The organism is Xanthomonas sp. NCPPB 3570 (genome assembly GCF_056725115.1).
This window is the reverse complement of sequence record NZ_CM161513.1, coordinates 2041960-2058640: the sequence shown is the minus strand read 5'-3', so window position 1 is coordinate 2058640 and position 16681 is coordinate 2041960. Positions and strand designations below refer to the sequence as shown.

Genomic DNA, 16681 nt, shown 5'->3' with positions numbered 1-16681 from the left:
GCACGGGAGCAAACAGCCCCCGTGCGCTCCGCTTCGCTCAGCCCTGCAAGCGCGCCAGCACCGCGCGCGTCACCGGGTCGGCGATCTCGGTGGACTGGCCCTGCAGCGCCGGCAGCAGCTGGCTGGCCAGTTGCTTGCCCAGTTCGACGCCGAACTGGTCGAAGGCGTTGATGCCCCAGACCACCGACTGCACGTACACGCTGTGCTCGTACATGGCGATCAGCGCGCCCAGCGCCTGCGGGGTCAGCGCGTCGAGCAGGATCAGCGTGCTCGGGCGGCCGCCCGGGTAGTCGCGCGCCGGGTCGTCGCTGCCCTGCCCGTTCGCCAGCGCTTCGGTCTGCGCCAGCAGGTTGGCCAGCAGCGCCTGGTGGTTGACGGTGTACGGATCGTCGTTGCGGATGCAGCCGATGAAGTCGGCCGGCACGATGCTGGTGCCCTGATGCAGCGCCTGGAAGAAGCTGTGCTGCACGTCGGTGCCAGCACCGCCCCACCACACCGGCACGGTGTCGGCCTCGACCGGGCTGCCGTCCAGGCGCACGCGCTTGCCCAGGCTCTCCATCACCAGCTGCTGCAGGTAGGCCGGCAGCAGCGCCAGGCGCTGGTCGTAGGTCATCACCGCCTGCGTCGCGTAGCCGAGCAGGTTGCGGTTCCACAGCGTGGTCAGGCCATGCAGCACGGCCACGTTGCGCTCCAGCGGCGCGTTCAGGGCGTGCGCGTCGAACTGCGCCGCGCCCTCCAGCAATTGTTCGAAGGCATCGGCGCCGATCGCCAGCGCGATCGGGAAGCCCACCGCCGACCAAAGCGAGTAGCGCCCACCGACCCAGTCCCACATCGGCAGCACGCGGCCGGCGGCGATATCGAAGGCCTTGGCGGCGCGTTCGGGATTGGCGCTGACCGCGTACAGGCGCTCGCTGCCGCCCAGCCAGTCGCGCAGGATCTGGCCGTTGAGCAGGGTTTCCTGGGTGCCGAAGGTCTTGGAGATCAGCACGCCGGCGGTGCGCGCCGGGTCCAGCGTGGCCAGGGTGCGCTGCATCGCCGCGCCGTCCACGTTGGAGACGAAGTGCACGCGGAAGCGCGCGCCGGCGACCGGACGCAGCGCGTCGGCGACCAGGCGCGGGCCGAGATCGGAGCCGCCGATGCCGACGCTGACGATGTCGGTGACCTCGGTCTGCGCCAGAGCGTCGATCAGCGCGCGCATGCGCTGTTGCACCTCGCGTGCGCTGGCGTGGGCCTGGCTGGCCACCGGCGCGTCGGTGAGGTCACCGCGCAGCGCGGTGTGCAACGCGGCGCGGCCTTCGGTGACGTTGACCGTCTCGCCACGGAACAGGCGCTGGAAGGCGCCGGCCAGGTCGTGGTCGGCGGCCAGCGCCAGCAGCGCGTCGAGCGCGGCGCGGTCGTACTTCTGCCGCGCGAAATTGAAGTACAGCGGTCCGACCTGCAGCGCCAACGTCTCGGCACGGCCGGGTTCGGCCGCCAGCAGGTCGGGAAGGCGCGCCCCGCGCAAGCGCTGGGCGTGGGAATGCAGTGCGTCGAAACCGGTGGACTGTGTCATGCGGCCTGCTTTGGGATGCTGTGGTTGGTGTGGGTGATCTGGTTGTTGCCGTCCACGTAGACCAGGGTCGGCTGGAAGCGCGCGGCTTCCTCTTCGCTCATGCCGGCGAAGGCGGCGATGATGATCAGGTCGCCGACCTGCACGTGGCGCGCGGCGCCGCCGTTGAGCGAGATGATGCCGCTGCCCTCGTCGGCACGGATCGCATAGGTGCTGAACCGCGCGCCGTTGGTGACGTCCCAGATGTGCACCTGCTCGAACTCGCGGATGCCGGTCGCGTCCAGCAGCAGCCCGTCGATGGCGATCGAGCCTTCGTAGTTCAGCTCGGAATGGGTGACGGTGGCGCGGTGGATCTTGGTCTTCAACAGGCTCAGTTGCATGGCACGGGACTGCGGTCAGGAAAGACGCGCAGTTTAGCAGCCGAGGGTTAGGTGGCGGTGGTGACCGGGCCGCCTCGCATCCAGCACCGTAGATACCGTCTTACCCCCTAGCAGGCAAGGCCCCTTTTCGGATCGAACGCGGTGCCCGATTTGAGAACCCCGTAGGCCAGGTGCAGGAGCTTGCGCATAGCGGCGCACACGATCTGCTTGCCGGCTTTGCCGCGTTCGCTCAGCCGCTGTTTCAGCGTCCGGATGATCGGGTTGTGGGTCATGGCCACTAGGGCCGGCATGAACAGGCCCGCGCGCAGGCGGGGCGAGCCGGTGCGCGAGATGCAGACGTGGCCTTTGCGGTCGCCCGACTCCTGCAGGCACGGATTCAGGCCCGCGAAGGCGGTCACCGCCGAGGCATCGGCGAAGCGCCTCACATCGCCAAGCTCGGCCAGCATCAAGGCCGCGCTGGTGTCGGCAATGCCCTGGATGCTCACCAGCAGCTCGCGCTGCCCACGCAAGGTCGGATCCTGGTCGATATGGTCATCGATGGCCTGCTCGATCTGGGCGATGTGGTGTTGCAGATCGGCCAGATGGACCTGGATCGAGTCCTTCACCTGAGCCGGAGCGACGTCCAGCCGGTTGCGCTCCATCTGCAGCATCTGTTGCAGATCTTGGCGCCGGCGCACCAGCGCTTTGAGCTGCTTGAGCGCCGGCGGATCAGGGTGCCAACGGCGTAACTGCTCGCGGTGACGCAGGGCATAACTGGCGATCAGCTTGCTTGGCATCGCTGCGATCGGTCTTGACCCGGCTGAGTTGGCTGCGCGCGTACGCGGCCGTCTGCGCCGGGTTGAGCACGCACACCCGATAGCCGCGTGCGTGGAGGAACTCGGCCAGCGCCTGGTGGTAGGTGCCGGTGGCCTCCATGGCGATCCAGCTATCGGGCTGCGCATGCGTCTGCAGCCATGCCTGCAGGGCCTGGAAGCCCTTGGCATCGTTGGACAACTTGGCCTTGGTACGGTGCTTGCCATTGGTCAGATCGATGGCCACATCGAAACTGCGTTTGGCGACGTCGATGCCGATGACGGGAGACATACGCGATTCCTCCATCGTGTCAGGGTCATGATCGGCGCTGAGCCCGGTCCTGCCTTGTCGATGCGAGTTCACGCCCGGGGGCGGACTCTGGATACCGTTCGGACACACAAGGGCCAGCATGTGGAGGGCGGAGCCGATCTACGATGCAAGCTCGAAGCTTTAGGAGCGACTGGACCTCCCACACCTCCTCCGATGATCAGTCGGAAGACATGACGCCTGTCTAGGGGCGACATGTCCAGATACAAGGAGCGGCTTCAGCCGCGACCGGGCGTTCTCGGTAAAGCCCGTCGCGGCTGAAGCCGCTCCTACATGGCAACGGCCCTGGGCCTGCCGCGCTCAGAATTCCAGGTTGTCGATCAGCCGGGTGCGGCCCAACCGAGCGGCGATCAGCGCCACGCGCGGGCCGGTGGCGTCCTGCGGCTCGCTCAGGTCGGGCGTGCGCAGCACGCTGTAGTCGACCTCGAAGCCAGCCGCCTGCAGTTGCGCGGTCGCCTCCGCCTCCACCTCGGCGCGCGGGCGCCCAGCCAGGTGACCGTCGCGCATCGCCCGCAGGGTGCGGTGGATCTGCGCCGCGCGCGGCCGCTCCTCCGCCGACAGGTACTGGTTGCGCGAGCTCATCGCCAGGCCGTCGGCCTCGCGCACGATGCTGCCGCCGAGGATCTCGATCGGGAACGCCAGGTCGGCGACCATCTGCCGGATCACCGCCAGTTGCTGGTAGTCCTTCTTGCCGAACGCCGCCAGGTCCGGCTGCACCTGGTTGAACAGGCGCGCGACCACGGTGCAGACGCCGTCGAAATGGCCGGGCCGGCAAGCGCCCTCCAGCACTTCGCTGACGCCCGGGGTGTGCATGCGCAGCGCCAGCTCCACGCCCAGCGGATACATGCTCTCCACCGTCGGCAGCCACAGCACGTCGCAGCCGGCGCCTTCCAGGCCGCTGGTGTCGGCCTCGGGCGTGCGCGGGTAGCGGGTGAAATCCTCGTTCGGGCCGAACTGGGTCGGATTGACGAAGACGCTGGAGACCACGCGGTCGGCGTACTGCCGCGCCAGCATCACCAGCGAGAAATGCCCGGCATGCAGGTTGCCCATGGTCGGCACGAAGGCCACGCGCAGGCCCTGCCGCTTCCAGCCGGAGACGGTGGCGCGCAGTCGTGCCAGGTCGGTGATGGTCTCGATCATTTGGCGTAGGCGTGTTCGGCGTCGGGGAAGGTGCCGGCGCGGACCGCGTCGGCGTAGGCGCGGGCGGCACCGGCGATGGAGCCGCCTTCGGCCAGGAAATCCTTGACGAAGCGCGGTCGGCGGTGGCCGCTGTCCAGGCCGAGGAAGTCGTGCATCACCAGCACCTGGCCGTCGCAGTCCGGACCGGCGCCGATGCCGATGGTGGGGATGTCGATCTCGGCGGTGATGCGCGCGGCCAGCGGCGACGGCACGCATTCCAGTACCAGCAGCGCGGCGCCGGCCGCGGCGACCGCCTTGGCGTCGGCGAGCAGTTTGGCCGCGGCAGCCTCTTCGCGGCCCTGGATCTTGTAGCCGCCGAAGGTCAGCACCGACTGCGGGGTCAGGCCCAGGTGCGAGCACACCGGGATGTCGCGTTCGCTGAGGAAGCGGATCACCTCCAGCTTGTGCCCCGCGCCCTCCAGCTTGACCATCTCCGCACCGGCCTGCAGCAGCCGGGTCGACGCGTCCAGCGCACGCTCAGGGGTGGCATCGGACTGGAACGGCAGGTCGGCCACCAGCAGCGCGCGTTGCAGCACCCGCGCCACCGCGGCGGTGTGGTAGGCGATGTCGTCCACGCTCACCGGCAGGGTCGAATCATGGCCTTGCACCACCATGCCCAGCGAATCGCCGATCAGGATCAGGTCCACCCCGTTGGCGTCGAAGGTCCGCGCGAAGCCGGCGTCGTAGGCGGTCAGCATCACCAGCTTCTGCTGGCGGCGCTTGGCCTCGGCCAGGGCGGGAACGGTCCAGGGCTTGCTGTCGGCGTGGCTGCTCATAAGCTCATGTGCGGCGGTAATGAGCCGAGCATTATCTACCGATTGGCGCGATCCCGCCGGTTTCGATGCGGTCGCGTACGTCACGCACCGTTCCATGCCCCGGAATCACCGCGTCGGCGGCGATCTCGGCCAGCGGCAGCAGCACGAAGGCGCGCTGGTGCAGGAACGGATGCGGCACCTGCAGCCCGGGCAGGTCGATCACGGCCTGCGCGTACAGCAGCAGATCCAGGTCCAGGGTGCGCGGGCCCCAGCGTTCGCCGGGCAGGCGCTGGCGGCCGTGGCGGTGTTCCAGGTCCAGCAGCGCCTGCAGCAGGTCCGGCGCCGACAAGGCGGTGCTCACCAGCGCCGCGGCGTTGATGAAGTCCGGCTGGTCCTCGCGGCCCCAGGCCGGGCTGCGGTACAGCTGCGAGGCGCGCAGCAGGCGGGTCTGCGGCAGGGTGTCGAGCGCGGCCAGGGCCGCGCGCAGGGTCGCAGCAGCGTCGCCGAGGTTGCCGCCCAGGCCGATGCAGGCCTGGACCGGCGCAGGTGTCGCGGCGCTCACTCGACGGGCGTGGCGGCGTCCGGACGGCGCCGCCGGCGCCGGCGGCGCTTGGGCGTCTCTTCGCTGTCGGCCGGCGGCGCAAAGGCCAGCTCGTCGCCGGCGTAATCCACCTCCGGATCGAAGCCGCGCGGCGGCGGCGCATAGCCGGGCTGCTGCTGCAACTCGCGCCAGTAGGCGATGTCGGCCGCATGCTCGTCCGAGGCCGACTGGCGCACGATCAGGAAATCGAACGCGGCGCGGAAGCGCGGGTGCGAGAGCGTGCGCATCACCCGCTTGCGCTGGCGCGAGGTGAAGCGCGACTGCAGCAGCCAGATCTCCTGCATCGGCAGCGAGAAGCGCCGCGGCAGCGCCACGGTGCTCAGTTGGTGCAGGGTCACCCGGTCGGCGGCGCGGCGTTGCGCCTCCTCCATCTGCATGCCCTGCTTCTGCAGGGTCATCAACGCACGGCAATAGGCCGGCCACAGCAGCAGCGCGAACAGGAACGCCGGCGATACCGGCTCGTCGTTGGCGACGCGGTTGTCGGTGTTGCGCAGGCCCTCGATCAGCATCCGCCGCAATGCGCCGCTGCGGTTGGAGCGCAGCGCCGCCGCGCTCTCCGGGAACAGCGCGGCGAGCAGCCCGTGCCGCTCCAGGCCCTCGAAGCTGGCCACGCCGTGGCCGGACAGGAACAGCTTGAGCACTTCCTCGAACAGCCGCGCCGGGGCGGCCTCGGCCAGCAGCCCGGCCAGGCGCGGGATCGGCTCGGCGGTACCGGCCTCGATCTCGAAATCGAGCTTGGCCGCCAGGCGCACCGCACGCAGCATGCGCACCGGGTCTTCGCGGTAGCGCTGCTCCGGGTCGCCGATCAGCTTCATCAGCCGCGCCTGCACGTCCTCGAAGCCGCCGACGTAGTCGCGCACCGAAAAGTCCTCGATGGCGTAGTACAAGGCGTTGCAGGTGAAGTCGCGGCGCACCGCATCGTCCTCGATGCTGCCGTAGACGTTGTCGCGGACCAGGCGGCCGTTGTCCACCTCGCGGTCGCCGCTGCCGTCGTCGACGTTGGCGCGGAAGGTGGCCACCTCGATGATCTCGCGGCCATAGACCACGTGCGCCAGGCGGAAGCGGCGGCCGATCAGGCGGCAGTTGCGGAACAGCTGCTTGACCTGCTCGGGCGTGGCGTCGGTGGCGACGTCGAAGTCCTTGGGCTGGACCTGGACCAGCAGGTCGCGGACCGCGCCGCCGACCAGGTACGCGCCGAAGCCGGCCTCGCGCAGCCGGTACAGCACGCGCAGGGCGTTGGGGCTGATGTCCTTGCGCGAGATGGGGTGCTGATCGCGCGGGATCGCGCGCAGGGTGAATGGCGATGGAACTGGCGGATTGATGATGGCGCTTCCGTATCGGGTTGCGGGATTGCCGAAGGGCGGCGAGACCCATATACTAGCGCGCTGCAATCGACGCGACCAAACGCTCCCTTCGTCTAGTGGTTAGGACGTGGCCCTCTCAAGGCTAAAACAGGGGTTCGAGTCCCCTAGGGAGCGCCATCCTCGCCTCGCCTGCAGCGCGACACAGCAGAAACCCCGCCTTGGCGGGGTTTTTTGCGTTCTGGGGCCGGCGATCGGCAACGCCGCATCCTGGGTGGCGCAGGCGCAGGTCGCCCTCTATCAAGCGGAGGCAAACGCCCAGGCGCCCCAGCGCGGCGATCGCCCAGGCGCGCGAGAGCTGGCAGCACCCATGGCAGGTCGCCGCAGGGCCTGCCCGTGACGGGTCAGTGGCTCGCCGCCCCCGCCGCGATGGCGACCGGCGCCGACGCGGTCTCTGCCAGCGCATCGTGCGCATGCAGGCTTTCCAGATGCCGCACCTGCACCTGTACGTCGGCGTAGCGCACACCCAGCGCCTGCTGCAGGCGCCGCGCGGCGTCCTCCACGTACATCAGGTTCTCGCCGTTGCGGCGCGCGAACGCCTGTTCGTCGGCGCGGCGCACCGCCGCCTGCACCGGCGTGGCCAGGGCCTGCTCGGCCAGCACGATCACTCCCTCGGCGTCGAAGCGCACCGCGCGGGCCGACACGCCGACCCGCACCGAGGCCACGCTGCGCTGGCTATGCGGGGTGGCATGGCTGCCGTGCCGGAGCAGCCAGTCCGCAACCGCCTCGCGCGGGACCGAGGCCTGGTCCGCGTGCTGCTGCACGAACGCCTCGCTGAGCAGTTGCCGCGCCAGCGCCGCCGAGCATGGGCAGGTCGAGGAATACAACAACTCCACGCCCAGCCCCAGGCGGACCACGCCGCCGCGCAGCTCGGCGTCGATCCGCAGCGGATACGCCCGCCAGCCGGCCAGCCCCGGACTGCGCAGCGCCGGGCTGCGACGCAGCAGTTCCAGGCGCAGCGACACCCGTGCCGCGGTCGAGGCGCAGTCGGCATGGCTGTGCACCATCGCCCGCAGCAACTGCGACAGCCGCGACGGCGACAGCGGCTGCTGCGCGCTCTCGTCGAGGAGGCGGTACAGCCGCGACATATGAATGCCCTTGACCTGCGCCGACGGCAGGTCGACGGCGAGCGCGGCCTGCGCCGGCACGGGTGCCGCAGGTGCGCCCTCGCCCACCTCCAGACAGATCGGCAGCGCGATGCCGTCCATGCCCACCCAATTCAGGGGAGCGGCGATCTGCGAAGGTTCGTCGGCGGCGACATCGGGCAATGGCGAGGGGATCTGCAGGTTCATCGGATCGACGGGAGCGGCAAGGGAGCGGGGAAAGGCAAGCGAGATCAGAGCGACTATTGTTATAAAGTAACACAACAAACGCACGCCTACGGGACCATCGATCGCACACCTCAGCCGCTGGGGGTGCCCAGCACCATCGGCGGGAAGACATCAATGAACGTCTATGGGCTGCGCGGATCTGCTCGCAAGGATTCGCCCGGACCCTCATCCGCCCCTGCGGGGCACCTTCCCCCGAAAAGGGGGCCATGGTCCCGGTGGGAGAAGGGAGAGGCCAAAGCCCCTCTCCCACCGGGAGAGGGGTTGGGGTGAGGGTACGGCACGCGCAGCGGCGTCGCCGATCCGGCAATGCCTTCAGCCGCTCGCTGCAGACACATCGCTCCGGGCGCGGCACGCGCACCGCGTGCGCGTGCGCATCGGCATCAACCCTGCATCTGTTCCAGTTCGCGGCCCCTGGTCTCGTGGACGTACTTGAGCACGAAGAACACCGAGACGAACGCGGCCACGGTGTAGATGCCGTAGGCGCCGGCCAGGCCGATACTGCCGAGCAGGATCGGGAAGGTCACGGTGATGGCGAAGTTGGACATCCACTGCGCCGCACCGGCCACCGCCAGCCCGGAGCCACGGATCTGGTTGGGGAACATCTCGCCCAGCATGACCCACATCACCGGGCCCCAGGACATGTTGAAGAACACCACATAGACGTTCACGGCAACCAACGCCAAACGGCCCATGCCCGGCGACATCGCCAGCTTGCCGGCCGCGTCCAGCGAGGCGCTGGCGAAGGCTAGCGTGACCAGCGCCAACGACACGGCCATGCCGGCCGAGCCGATCCACAGCAGCGGCTTGCGCCCGATCTTGTCGATCAGCATCACGGTGATCAGGCAAGCGCCGATGCTGAGGCCGCCGTTGACGACGCTGGTCTTCAGCGCGTCGCTTTCGGAGAAACCCACCGATTGCCACAGCACCGCACCGTAATAGAAGACCACATTGATGCCGACCAGTTGCTGGAAGGTGGCCAGACCGATGCCGATCCACACGATCGGGCGGACCTTGCCGGTGACCCGGCTGACCAGATCCGACAGGCGCGGCTTGTGCTGGTCCGCCGACAGCGACGCGGAAATTTCGGTGAGCTTGGCCTGGGCTTCGCGCGGCCCGTAGAGCTTGCCGAGCACGGCCAAGGCGTCGTCGCGGCGGCCCTTGACCACCAGGTAGCGCGGGCTCTCCGGGATCGCCAGCAACAACAGCAGGAACAGCAGAGACGGGAACGCCTGCATCCAGAACATCCAGCGCCACGCGGCCTGGCCCAGCCACAAGGGCTCGGTCGAGGCACTGGCCAGCTTGACCAGCAAATAGTTGCTGAGGAAAGCGCAGAACAGTCCGCTGATGATGGCGATCTGTTGCACGGTCGCCAGGCGCCCACGGTAACGCGCCGGGGCAACCTCGGCGATGTAGGCCGGCGACATCACGCTGGCCGCGCCCACCGCGAAGCCGCCCATCATCCGCGCGAAGATGAAGAATCCGGAACTGTGCGAAGCGCCAGCGCCCAGCGCGGACAGCAGGAACAGCACCGCGGAAATGATCAGCACCGCCCGCCGTCCCAGCCGGTCGGCCAGCCAACCGGCGAAGAACGCGCCGACCGCGCAGCCCAGCAACATCGACGCCACCTCGAAGCCGGTACCCGCCGCGCTGGAATGGAAGGTCTGCTTGAGGCCATCGACAGTACCGTTGATGACCCCGCTGTCGAAACCGAACAGGAAGCCGCCGATGGTGGCGACGCAACTGATCAGGATGATGAGGCGGGTGTTCTCGCCGGCGTCGGCGTGGCGATCGATCGGAACACTGGACATGGGTTCACCTGGTGGCGTGCAAGAGGAAGACGGCCGGCGCGCGGGAAGCAGCGTGCGCGGCGGCGGCATCGGGCCGCCGCCGCGCACCGGTTCAGCGCAGCAGGTACTGGTTGATCAGGTTCTCGTAGGCTTCCTGGCGGCCGCTGCGCTGGGTCGGCTCGCCGGCCTGCGCGGCATGCGTGGCCAGGTCGGCCAGCGTGCTCTTGCCGGCGGCGAAGGCCGCACCGGCACCGCTGTCGAAGCTGGCGTAGCGCTCGCGGCGCCACTGCTCCAGCGGCGAGGCGGTGAGCAACGCGTGCGCGACCTCCAGGCCGCGCGCGAACGCGTCCATGCCGCCGATGTGGGCGATGAACAGATCCTGCGGATCGGACGACTCGCGGCGCACCTTGGCGTCGAAGTTGAGTCCGCCCGGGGCCAGCCCGCCCTGCCGCAGCACCACCAGCATCGCGCCCACGGTGTCGTAGAGATCGACCGGGAACTGGTCGGTGTCCCAACCGTTCTGCGGATTGCCGCGGTTGGCATCGATGCTGCCGAGCAGGCCGGCATCGCTGGCCACTTGCAGGTCGTGCTCGAAGCTGTGCCCGGACAGGGTGGCGTGGTTGGCCTCGATGTTGAGCTTGAAGTCCTGGTCCAGGCCGTGCTGGCGCAGGAAGCCGACCACGGTGGCGCTGTCGAAGTCGTACTGGTGCTTCATCGGCTCCATCGGCTTGGGCTCGATCAGGAAATTGCCCTTGAAGCCGATGCTGCGCCCGTAGTCGCGGGCCAGGGTCAGGAACCGCGCCAGGTGCTCCTGCTCGCGCCGCATCTGCGTGTTGTGCAGGCAGGCGTAGCCTTCGCGGCCGCCCCAGAACACGTAGTTCTCGCCGCCCAGTTCCACCGTCGCTTCCAGCGCGGCCTTGACCTGCACCGCCGCGCGCGCGACCACGTCGAAGTCCGGATTGGTCGCCGCGCCGTTCATGTAGCGCGGATGCGAGAACAGGTTGGCGGTGCCCCACAGCAGCTTGACGCCGGTGTCGGCCTGGCGCTGCCTGGCGATGCCGACCATGTGCTTGAGGTTCTTTTCGTACTGGCCGATGTCCTCCGCGTCCGGCGCCAGATCGACGTCGTGGAAGCAGTAGTACGGCACGCCGAGCTTGGTGAAGAACTCGAACGCGGCATCGGCCTTGGCCTCGGCGCGGCCCAGCGCATCGCTGCCGGCATCCCAGGGATAGGCGCGGGTGCCGGGGCCGAACGGATCGGCGCCGTTGCCGCAGAAGCTGTGCCAGTAGGCCACGGCGAAGCGCAGGTGCTCGGCCATGGTCTTGTCGCCGATGCGCTTGCCGGCGTCGTAGACCTTGAACGCCAGCGGATTGTCCGAGGCCTTGCCTTCGAACGGAATGCGGCCGATGCCCGGGAAATATTCCTTGGCGCCGGTGTAGACGGAAGTGCTCATCACGAAGTCCTGGTGCGTTGCGGGGGAAAGGGAATCACGCGGCGTACAGCGGGCCGATGGCCTGCAGATGCCGCTGGAAGCTCTGGTAGTGCGCCTGGTACTGCGCGCCGCGTTGCGCATCCGGCTGCGCGGACCGCGCCGGGTCGTCCTGCTGGTGCTGCAGCACCACCTCGGCCAGGCTGGCGCGCTCGCCCTGCGCCCAGCCGTCGGCCCACAGCGCCTGCAGCGCGGCGCCGAACGCCGCACCCTCGGCCTGCGCCGGCACGTGCACCGGCAGCCCGAACAGGTCGGCGATGAGCTGGCGCCAGCCGGCGCTGTTGCTGCCGCCGCCGGTGAGGGAGATGGCATCGAACTGCAGCCCGGCGTCGACGAAGGCGTCGAAACCGTTGCGCAGGCTGTAGCTGGCGCCCTCCATCGCCGCGCGATAGAAATGCGCCGGCGTGGTGTTGTGCAGGTCCATGCCGGTCAGGCAGCCGCGCGCGGCCGGCAGGTTCGGGGTGCGTTCGCCGTTGAAGAACGGCAGCAGCACCAATCCGTCCGCACCGGGCGCGGTGGCGGCGAGCAAGGCCTCGCCCTGCCCGGTCTTGATGCCGAACAGGCGCGCGATGGTCTCGGTGGCCACCGTGCAATTCATGGTGCAGATCAGTGGCAGCCAACCGCCGCTGGAAGAGCAGAACGCGGCCCAGCGAGCGTCCGGGTCCACCACCGGGCGTTCGGCGTAGGCGAACAGGGTGCCGGAGGTGCCCAGGCTCATGCTCAGGCGTCCCGGCACCACGTTGCCGGTGCCGATCGCCGCCATCATGTTGTCGCCGCCGCCGGTGGCCACGCGGACCTCGCGCGGCAGGCCCAGCGTCTGCGCCGCGGCGGCGGACAAGCGGAAGCTGCTTTCGGTCGGCACCAGCGGCGGCAGCGCCGCGGCCAGGTCGCGCTGCGGATCGATCGCCTGCAGCAGTGGTGCCGACCACTGCCGGGTGCGCACGTCCAGCCAACCGCTGCCGGAGGCATCGCCGACCTCGGCGTAGCGCTCGCCGGTGAGCCAGAAGTTGACGTAGTCGTGCGGCAGCAGCAGCGAGGTCATCGCGGCATAGGCATCAGGACGATGCTTGCGCGTCCACGGCAGCTTGGAGGCGGTGTAGCCGGCCAGGATCGGGTTGCCGGCCAGTTCCACGCAGCGCTGCGCGCCGCCGACCGCCTCCATGATCTCCTCGCACTCGCGCTGGGTGCTGGTGTCGCACCACAGCTTCACCGGCGCGGTGACCTGGCCCTGCGCATCCAGCGGCACGAAGCCGTGCTGCTGCCCGGACACCGCGATGGCCCGCACCTGCGCACGTTGTTCGGCACTCAACGCGGCGAAGCAGGCGACGATGCCGTCGATCCACCACTGCGCCTGCTGCTCGCGGGTGCCGTCGTCGCGGCTGATCAGGTCCAGCGCGTGGCCGTGGGTGGCCACCACCTGCCGGCTGTCGGCATCGTAGGCGAGCAGCTTGACGCTCTGCGTGCCCACGTCCAGACCGATGTACAGACTCATTGCCCTACCCGCCACATCGTGCACACACCCAGTTCCATCATCGCTCCAGGAGAAAGGCCGGCGTGCGGGGACCGCCCGCCGTGACGCCGAGTGTAGTGCGCACCGCATGCATCACGCAGCGGCGCATGATGACGCTGCGCGTCGCGCTCCGCCAGGGCGATCCGAGCGATGGCGTGCGCACGCAATGGATCCGGCCGTCCTGCAGCCAATTCATGGTCAACGCCTGCAGAAGCAGGACACGGATCGAGCCAATGGATGTCATTGCAGGCAGCGATGGCCCGTCGCATGCGCGGCACGATGGCGACTGGTGCGGTCTCGACTGTGCGCAGGATGTGTCTACACACGGCACCATCTTGATGCACTGCATCAAGCCTGCGCGCAAGGCGCGAGCATGTTGCACCGTTGCAAATTCGATGCATCCTTCTTCCCCTGGACCATGGCCCTCATCGGGGGAAGTACCCCAGGGAGCAGATGAAGCGCTTCGCTCCGTACCCTCACCCCAACCCCTCTCCCGAGGGGAGAGGGGCTCAAGCACGCCGTGCCTGCTTCTTTGCCGCCGTCACGATCGCGGCTTCGCCAGCGAACATGCTTCCCTTCTCCCATTGGGAGAAGGTGCCCCGCAGGGGCGGATGAGGGTACGGGCGTAGCGCGCATGTTTCGCTGCATCGCAAACCAGCCAGCACGCCACGACCGCCAGCAAGCGGCAACCGACGTTGGCAGCATCTCGCCTCGCGCCAGGCTCATCCGGCCCGCGCCGCGACGGCATGGCTGCTCCCCTTGCGCGGCACCTCCAGGGGTTGGCCGCGGTACTCCACGCTGGCGTCGGCGGCGGGTTCGAGTGCGCCGGCATCGTCGCGTGGGCCATCGACGAAGCGCACATGGATGGTGCGCCGGTCCTGCATGCCCGGCCAACGCCCCTCGCGCGCGCCGATGCGCAACACGCCGCTGGCCTGGTCCCACTGCAACGGGATGCGGCTGAACTCGCCCTTCTCGTAGCCGTAGCCGGTGCCGTCGTCCTCGTACAGCGAGAAGCGGCCGTCGGCGCCGGTATAGACCACCACGGTCAGCGGCGCGTCCGGGATCTGGTCGACGTACTGCTGCACTTGGGTCATCGGCACGATGGCGCCGGCGCGCACGAACAGCGGCATGCGCTGCAGCGGCGCGGCGGCGTCGATGGTCTGGCCACCGGCGTGGCGCGCGCCGCTGTTGAAGTCGATCCAGTCGGTACCGGCCGGCAGGTAGACCTGGCGCGAGGTCGCACCGAAGCGGGTCACCGGCGCCACCAGGAACGCCGGGCCGAACAGGTACTCGTCGTCGATGTCGGCGACCTTGGGGTCGTGCGGGAAGTCCATCGGCAGGCCGCGCATCATCACCCCGTCGTGGTGATAGGTGTCGCCGGCGAGCGTGTAGATGTAGGGCAGCAGCGCGTAGCGCAGGCGGCTGTAGTAGGCCATGCTGGCGTAGTACGGCGTGCCTTCCGGCGCGATGTTCCAGATCTCGCGGTACGGGAACTGGCCGTGCGAGCGGAACAGCGGCACGAAGGCGCCGAACTGGAACCAGCGCGTGTTGAGTTCGCGCCACTCGGGCAGGTGCGCCGGGTCCTGGCTTTCGTAGCGCTTCTCCACGGCGAAGCCACCGATGTCGAAGGTCCAGTTCGGCAGGCCCGACATCGACAGGTTGACGCCGGCGGAGATCTGCTCGCGCATGTCCTCCCAGCGCGAGGCGATGTCGCCGCTCCATACCGCCACGGCGTTGCGCTGGATGCCGGCGTAGCCCTTGCGCGAGAGGATGAACACGCGCTTGCCGTCGGCGGCGCGGTCGCCAACATAGACACCGTGGGTGTGCGGCAACGGGTAGGAATTGAAGAACTCGGTGGAAGGCCCCAGCGCGGTCGGGGTGGTGCGCGCCTTGCGCTCGGCGATGTCCAGGTTGGAATGCACATCGGGCTCGTCGGCATCCAGCCACCAGGCATCGATGCCCTTGCGGTTGAGCGTCTCGTCGATCTGCCGCCAGTAGATCGCCTGCGCATCGGCCGCATACGGGTCGTAGAACGCGTTGGTGTAGCCCTTGCCGATCCAGTCCAGTTCGCCGACCTCGACGTTGCGCCGGTAGATGTGCCCGGCCGCGTCCAGTTCCTTGTAGTGGGCGGTGCTCGGGTAGAACTTCGGCCAGACCGAGATCATCAGTTGCGCGTGGCTGGCGTGCACCGCCTTGACCATGCCGTCAGGATCCGGAAAGCGCGCGCGGTCGAAGGCGTGCGAGCCCCAGGCGTTCTCCGGCCAGTACGACCAGTCGAGCACGATGTTGTCGATCGGCAATTGCCGGCGGCGGTACTCGGCCAGCGCGCCGAGCAGTTCGTCCTGGGTCTTGTAGCGCTCGCGGCTCTGCCAGAAGCCGTAGGCCCACTTCGGCAGCAACACCGCCTTGCCGGTCAGCGTGCGGTAGCCGGCGATGACCTGGTCGGCGTTGTCGCCGGCGACGACGTAGTAGTCGATCATCTGCCCCGCTTCGGACCACAGCGACAGGTCGCCGGCTTCGGCCGCCGGCAGCGGGTCGCGATGCAGCAGCGCGATGTAGCTGGGATCGATCAGGTCCCATTCGACCTTGAGGATATGCCGCTGGCCGGGCTGCAGCTGCAGCGCGAACTCGTGGTGCCAGGGGTTCCAGCTCTGCCGCCAGCGGTCGACCAGCAGCTTGCCGTCGACCCACAGCCTGGCGTATTCGCTGGCGTAGAGCGAGAAGGTATGCGTGCCGCCGCGCTCGGCCTCGATCTGGCCTTCCCAGCGCACCTGCATGCGGCGCTTATCGCCGGGCTTGGCCGCGGCGGGGAATTTCGCCAGGTCCTTGATGTACTGATAGTCGATGTCGGCTTCGCGACGCTCCAGCACCGGCTTGCCGTCGATCGCGTAATGCGCGGTCAGCGCACCGGGCTTGCCGTGCGCGTCGTACAGGCGCAGTGTCGCCGGCAGCGGCTGCAGCCCGCGCGGATCGCCAAAGCGGGTGATCGCGTTGTTGTCCCACAGGATGCCGTAGTTGCGGCTGGACACCAGGTACGGCACCGCCATGTCGAGATTGCTCTGCAGCAGCTCGATATCGTGGCCCTTCTGGTTCATCCAGCCCTGCTGGTGCTGGCCGAACCCGTAGAAGGCCTCGTCTGGCGGCGAGACGAAGCGCTGGCGCAGGCTCAGGTAGTGGCGGCCCTCGACCTGCAACGGCGCGAAGCTGCGCCCGCCCGCCACTTCCGCCAGTAGCGGCGTGCCCTGCGCATCGGTGAAGCCGACATGGCCATCGACGGTGGACACCTGCGCGGTCATCCGCGCGGTCTTTAGCTGCACCGTGTCGCCGCGCTGCTCCAGCGTAAAGCCGGTGTCGCCCTGCACCGGCACCCGCATCAGGCTCGGTGTGCGCTGGAACGCGCCGGTGGGATCGGCGCTGACCCGGACGATGCCGCGGTCGATCACCTGCAGGCGTACCGGCGCCGCGCCCCTGGCGCTGGGATGCACGATGATGCCCTCGGCATCGCGGGTCACCTGCTGCGCGGCAGCGGACGCGGCGACCGTGAGCAACGCCAGCGCCAACAGGCGTGGCAACGAAGACGGCAGGCAACGGTTGGCGTGGTGCATGTTCACTCCCTTGGA

The 16681-nt window shown here is 68.9% G+C and carries 14 protein-coding genes and 1 tRNA gene; 1 reads left to right on the top strand and 14 read right to left on the bottom strand.

What is annotated here, in order from left to right; translation table 11 throughout:
- Positions 1 to 37: 37 nt before the first annotated feature.
- The 8 genes from pgi to pcnB form a co-directional block, all read right to left on the bottom strand.
- Entirely contained in the window at positions 38 to 1552 is a 1515-nt protein-coding gene (gene pgi, locus AC1PLR_RS09115; protein ID WP_420009998.1) for a glucose-6-phosphate isomerase, read from the bottom strand.
- Positions 1549 to 1929, bottom strand: a complete 381-nt coding sequence (gene panD / locus AC1PLR_RS09110) for an aspartate 1-decarboxylase (protein WP_019802071.1) — start codon at positions 1927 to 1929, stop codon at positions 1549 to 1551. Before panD ends, pgi begins: the two co-directional genes overlap by 4 nt.
- A gap of 107 nt (positions 1930 to 2036) precedes the next feature.
- The gene (locus AC1PLR_RS09105) at positions 2037 to 2705 is read right to left on the bottom strand and encodes an IS110 family transposase (protein WP_481103330.1); all 669 of its coding nucleotides are present in this window, start codon (positions 2703 to 2705) and stop codon (positions 2037 to 2039) included.
- Positions 2638 to 3012, bottom strand: coding sequence for an IS110 family transposase (locus AC1PLR_RS09100; RefSeq protein ID WP_481103329.1), 375 nt, complete (start codon positions 3010 to 3012; stop codon positions 2638 to 2640). The genes AC1PLR_RS09105 and AC1PLR_RS09100 overlap by 68 nt, the downstream gene beginning before the upstream one ends.
- A gap of 336 nt (positions 3013 to 3348) precedes the next feature.
- Positions 3349 to 4188, bottom strand: coding sequence for a pantoate--beta-alanine ligase (gene panC / locus AC1PLR_RS09095; protein ID WP_481103328.1), 840 nt, complete (start codon positions 4186 to 4188; stop codon positions 3349 to 3351).
- Entirely contained in the window at positions 4185 to 5003 is an 819-nt protein-coding gene (panB, locus tag AC1PLR_RS09090; protein WP_017916971.1) for a 3-methyl-2-oxobutanoate hydroxymethyltransferase, read from the bottom strand. The genes panC and panB overlap by 4 nt, the downstream gene beginning before the upstream one ends.
- Before the next feature lie 31 nt (positions 5004 to 5034).
- Positions 5035 to 5544, bottom strand: coding sequence for a 2-amino-4-hydroxy-6-hydroxymethyldihydropteridine diphosphokinase (gene folK / locus AC1PLR_RS09085; RefSeq protein ID WP_481103327.1), 510 nt, complete (start codon positions 5542 to 5544; stop codon positions 5035 to 5037).
- Positions 5541 to 6959, bottom strand: a complete 1419-nt coding sequence (gene pcnB, locus AC1PLR_RS09080; RefSeq protein ID WP_295911571.1) for a polynucleotide adenylyltransferase PcnB — start codon at positions 6957 to 6959, stop codon at positions 5541 to 5543. Before pcnB ends, folK begins: the two co-directional genes overlap by 4 nt.
- A 30-nt stretch (positions 6960 to 6989) precedes the next feature.
- On the opposite strand from pcnB, the gene AC1PLR_RS09075 reads away from it, so the two are divergent.
- Positions 6990 to 7064: transfer RNA gene (locus tag AC1PLR_RS09075), tRNA-Glu, on the top strand.
- A gap of 224 nt (positions 7065 to 7288) precedes the next feature.
- Here AC1PLR_RS09075 and folE2 read toward each other — a convergent pair.
- The 6 genes from folE2 to AC1PLR_RS09045 all read right to left on the bottom strand — a co-directional run bounded on the left by folE2 (position 7289) and on the right by AC1PLR_RS09045 (position 16666).
- Positions 7289 to 8224: a GTP cyclohydrolase FolE2 gene (gene folE2 / locus AC1PLR_RS09070; protein ID WP_481103566.1), complete on the bottom strand. Its 936-nt coding sequence runs from the start codon at positions 8222 to 8224 to the stop codon at positions 7289 to 7291.
- Positions 8225 to 8655: 431 nt separating this feature from the next.
- Positions 8656 to 10083 carry a sugar porter family MFS transporter gene (locus AC1PLR_RS09065; RefSeq protein ID WP_267096561.1) on the bottom strand — a complete coding sequence of 476 codons (1428 nt, stop codon included), beginning with the start codon at positions 10081 to 10083 and terminating at the stop codon, positions 8656 to 8658.
- Positions 10084 to 10174: 91 nt separating this feature from the next.
- Entirely contained in the window at positions 10175 to 11515 is a 1341-nt protein-coding gene (xylA, locus tag AC1PLR_RS09060) for a xylose isomerase (protein ID WP_481103326.1), read from the bottom strand.
- 34 nt (positions 11516 to 11549) lie between these two features.
- A complete protein-coding gene (gene xylB / locus AC1PLR_RS09055; protein ID WP_481103325.1) occupies positions 11550 to 13043 on the bottom strand; it encodes a xylulokinase in 1494 nt (497 codons plus the stop codon).
- Positions 13044 to 13080: 37 nt separating this feature from the next.
- Entirely contained in the window at positions 13081 to 13257 is a 177-nt protein-coding gene (locus AC1PLR_RS09050; protein WP_481103324.1) for a hypothetical protein, read from the bottom strand.
- 526 nt (positions 13258 to 13783) lie between these two features.
- Entirely contained in the window at positions 13784 to 16666 is a 2883-nt protein-coding gene (locus AC1PLR_RS09045; RefSeq protein ID WP_481103323.1) for a TIM-barrel domain-containing protein, read from the bottom strand.
- Positions 16667 to 16681 lie beyond the last annotated feature (15 nt).